Raw genomic sequence first — 3,955 nt, 5'->3', positions numbered from 1 at the left:
TGACTGGGCAACAATGTCATTCAACAAAGATTTGGTTTCCTGACCTTTCTCTAGCGAGCGGTAAACTAACCATGTTCCTTTCGGCGTTTCCATTTCTTCTAGGTCTTCAGGCTTAATACCTAACGAGCCGGTAAAACCAGTCAAGGCGCGAGAAGGATTCCCTTCAGCATCATAAGCGGCTTTCTTTGACGGGCCTTTCTTTTCAACTGACTTATCAGCTTGCTGCACGTCCAAACCTTTAACTCGAACAGCTAAACGTCTGGGGCTAGCGAAAGCCTTTACCTCAGCATAGTTCAAAGCCGCATCTTTTAAGCCTGCTTCGATACCACTGGTAAAGGAGTCCGAGAGCTTCTTCAGTGCTTTCGGTGGAAGTTCTTCAGTCCCGATTTCAACGAGAAAATCTTGCGTAGACATTATTTCTTGCCTCCTTTGTCCGACTTTGAACCAGCGTTTTCTAAGCTGGCAAGGACTTCTTCACGAATCCCTTCAGGAGCCAGAGGGAAGCCTAATTCTTTACGACTATCAAAATATGCCTGGGCAACGGATCGTGCCAAGCCTCGAACACGCAGTATATAGCGCTGACGTTCAGTGACCGAGATCGCATGGCGGGCATCCAGCATGTTAAATGTGTGGGAAGCCTTAAGCACCAACTCATACGCTGGTAATGGCAAACCCTGGTCAATCATCTTCTGACTTTCAGCTTCACAGGTATCAAACTGTGCAAAAAGCGCATCAGTATTGGCGTGCTCAAAGTTGTAAGTCGACATTTCCACTTCGTTCTGGTGGAAAACATCGCCATAGGTCACATCACCATCTGGCCCATGCGCCCAGATTAAGTCATAAACGCTATCCACACCCTGAAGGTACATCGCGATACGTTCCAAACCGTAGGTAATTTCACCGGTTACCGGGTAACATTCGAGCCCGCCAACCTGTTGGAAGTAGGTGAACTGAGTTACCTCCATACCATTCAACCAGACTTCCCAACCCAAACCCCAGGCGCCTAGTGTAGGAGATTCCCAGTTATCCTCTACAAATCGAATATCGTGGACAGTGGTATCAATACCCATCGCCGCTAATGATTCAAGATAGAGTTCCTGAATATTCAAGGGTGAAGGCTTCATCACCACCTGGAATTGATAGTAATGCTGCAAACGGTTCGGGTTCTCGCCATAGCGACCATCTGTAGGTCGTCGACTTGGCTGAACATAGGCGGCGTTCCAGGTCTCGGGCCCTATTGAGCGCAAGAAAGTAGCCGGGTGAAAAGTACCTGCTCCAACTTCCATATCAAGCGGCTGCAGGACTACACAGCCCTTACTCGCCCAGAAGTTTTGCAGGGCCAGAATCAGCCCCTGAAAAGTTTTAACGTCAGGCGCACCTGCACCGACTTCGTTTGCTTGGGTCTCGTTAGACACGATCGTACCACCAGATTCATATAGAGTGAGAAACAAAAGAGCGGCATTATAACGTAAAACACGCCGCCTTGTAGCGAGATTAGCCCGACTATTGGTTGATATACTTCAAAATTTCAACTACTTGTTCCGGCGTTTCGGTCACCGCCATCGCTGCACCGTCAATTTCTTTCAAAGGATGCGTCAGTTCTGGCGCATGCATCACAATAATCGGCTTACCCTGACCGATCGCAATACCGGCGTCGAATGCTGCATTCCACTGCTTGTATTTTTCACCAAAACGCACCACAACAATGTCAGATTTTTCAATCAGGGTCATCGTACGTAAGGCGTTAATTTTTGCTGCTTTGTGGTCTTTCCAAAAGTTGTTATCTTCCTCTCCAAGAATACGAACACCAACCTCATCACTGGCTTCATGATTGGTAACTGGAGAATAAACGTCTACATCCAAGCCGTTTGATGCTAAACCCGCAACAATCCGCTCACGCCAATCACTATGAATTTCACCAGATAAATAAATGATGTATTTCATGACAAGTGTCTCCCTAATTTCATATTAATGTTATATATTGTGCTTGTGATTTTATCGGAGTGCGAACTCTAACGAAATGTGATCTATTCAGCAAAATATTGATGTTGAAGCGAATAGATACGCTCACAAAGGACGAGCCCTACAAGGAGGGGGCAGTATATGGCAATTTATGATCACCAGTACGGCGAATTATCTTACTTCCGAGTCTTTCGAGCATGGGGAGGTAAAGAACACCAAGAGTATGTCCGTATCAAACGCAGTCGCAAAGCTGCGTATTCCAAAGCCCAGGAAATCGACGCTCGCTTTGCCAAAGCCCAGAAAGCTTACGGTTTGCAGCAAGCACTCTCTACCGAATATCATATTCGCGAAAAAGGCACGATCCGAGGTTTACGCCGCATTGTCGTTAAACGAAAAGGGCGTGCGCCGGCTGATGTTTTTGAGCTGCGTATTAACGTACCTTGGGAAGATGAAATAAAACGCACCACTATCTCCATAGCCGTCCACGGCGAGGAACAAGCTTTCCGTTTATCTGTAGAGAAGATCTGTGAATGGTATGGACTAAAGCCCCGTTCTGAGGCTGCCAAAGCAATGCAAGAATGTCTTCCTGCTTATCAAGTAAGCGCTGAAGAAGAAAGCAAACATCAAGAAACTACAGCAATTTCTGAGCTTGTCGTTAAGAAAGCAAAAGATGAGTTTTCGAATATTACTGACGGTCTAATGAAAGGCCTGAAGCGATTTACCGCTTAAGTTGATAGAGTACGCACGATACAGCTGAAATGCTGTGTCGTGTCAACTGCACTATCTAAGCACCTTCCCCGTTATAGGCTAAGCAATCTTGCCGGTTACACGAACCCGCTTACTGCCCTTTTCTTTCTTTGTTTCAGTTTTCGCTTTTGCTGCCGCTGCACGTTGATCAATGATATTCTTCAGCGCAATGATTAAACCCATTCCAACAAACGCTCCCGGAGGCAAAATAGCAAACAGGAAGTTAGGGTAATCTTCGAAAACCTGAATTTCCCAAGCCAGAGCCATATCACCAAAGATCAGGTTCATTCCGGTAAACAGGGTTCCTTGACCAATGAGTTCACGCATGGCGCCCAGCAATACCAATACCACGGTAAAGCCTACTCCCATCATCAAACCATCTGTTGCGGCTGGCAATACAGGGTTCTTACATGCATATGCATCGGCTCGACCTAAGATTGCGCAGTTAGTCACGATTAATGGGATAAAGATTCCAAGAATTTCATACAATTCATAAGTGAAGGCTTGCATCAATAACTCAGCACAAGTCACTAGCGAAGCAATAATCATCACAAAAGCAGGTAGTCTGACTGAATCTCTCACATAGTTTCGAATCAACGAGACCGATACATTAGACCCAAGCAAAACCAAGGTTGTCGCCAACCCCAAACCTAAAGCATTAACTACTGTGCCGGTTACAGCCAATAAAGGGCACAAACCCAGTAGCTGAACCAAGGCTGGGTTATTGTCCCACAAGCCATTCTTAACTAGTTTGTTGAACTCGCCACTGCTAACAAAGCTTTGCTTCGCACCTTCGCTTTGTTCCGGTATTAAATCTGCGCTATTTTCTGCTGCTGCCATTATTGTGCCTCACCTGCTGCAGTATCAGTTCCCGACTTAGAACTCATTGCCTGATCCAGAATCCGATCTTTGTTCTCACTAAAGTAGATCAGCGCTTTATGCACCGCACTGACTATCGCACGAGGTGTAATGGTTGCACCTGTTAACTGATCAAAGTCTCCACCATCTTTCTTCACTTGCCACTGAGTTTCAGTCAAGTTCGCCAAAGACTTGCCGTTGAAGGATAAAACCCAATCAGACTTCTTCAAGTCGATTTTATCACCTAAGCCCGGCGTCTCTTTATGCTCTATCACTCTCACACCCTTAAGCTCCCCCGACATATCAATACTCATAATCAAACGTATAGGGCCTGTATATCCATCAGGCGCCACAACAGGCAATATTAGGTGGGTAGGAAGCTGATCTT

At 46.1% G+C, this 3,955-nt stretch carries 6 protein-coding genes; 1 reads left to right on the top strand and 5 read right to left on the bottom strand.

The window, feature by feature from the left end; genetic code table 11:
- The 3 genes from A3757_RS08300 to A3757_RS08290 form a co-directional block, all read right to left on the bottom strand.
- Positions 1-414: glycine--tRNA ligase subunit beta (locus tag A3757_RS08300; protein WP_156506255.1), on the bottom strand; the 414-nt coding region annotated here is incomplete at its 3' end.
- On the bottom strand, positions 414-1,415 hold the full coding sequence (gene glyQ / locus A3757_RS08295; protein ID WP_082865010.1) for a glycine--tRNA ligase subunit alpha: 1,002 nt from the start codon (positions 1,413-1,415) through the stop codon (positions 414-416). The genes glyQ and A3757_RS08300, both read right to left, overlap by 1 nt.
- Positions 1,416-1,503: 88 nt before the next feature.
- Positions 1,504-1,944 carry a YtoQ family protein gene (locus A3757_RS08290; RefSeq protein ID WP_068552576.1) on the bottom strand — a complete coding sequence of 147 codons (441 nt, stop codon included), beginning with the start codon at positions 1,942-1,944 and terminating at the stop codon, positions 1,504-1,506.
- A gap of 159 nt (positions 1,945-2,103) precedes the next feature.
- Here A3757_RS08290 and A3757_RS08285 point away from each other — a divergent pair, with 159 nt between their 5' ends.
- Positions 2,104-2,691: a hypothetical protein gene (locus tag A3757_RS08285; RefSeq protein WP_068552578.1), complete on the top strand. Its 588-nt coding sequence runs from the start codon at positions 2,104-2,106 to the stop codon at positions 2,689-2,691.
- Between the two features lie 78 nt (positions 2,692-2,769).
- Here the strand turns inward: A3757_RS08285 and A3757_RS08280 are convergent, their stop codons facing one another.
- Together A3757_RS08280 and A3757_RS08275 are read right to left on the bottom strand one after the other, a co-directional pair.
- Positions 2,770-3,549, bottom strand: coding sequence for an electron transport complex subunit E (locus tag A3757_RS08280; RefSeq protein WP_082865008.1), 780 nt, complete (start codon positions 3,547-3,549; stop codon positions 2,770-2,772).
- The coding region (locus A3757_RS08275; protein ID WP_156506254.1) for an RnfABCDGE type electron transport complex subunit G at positions 3,549-3,955 on the bottom strand (407 nt) is incomplete at its 5' end. The genes A3757_RS08275 and A3757_RS08280, both read right to left, overlap by 1 nt.

It is taken from the genome of Oleiphilus sp. HI0117, from assembly GCF_001635235.1.
This window is presented reverse-complemented; position numbering and strand designations above follow the sequence as displayed.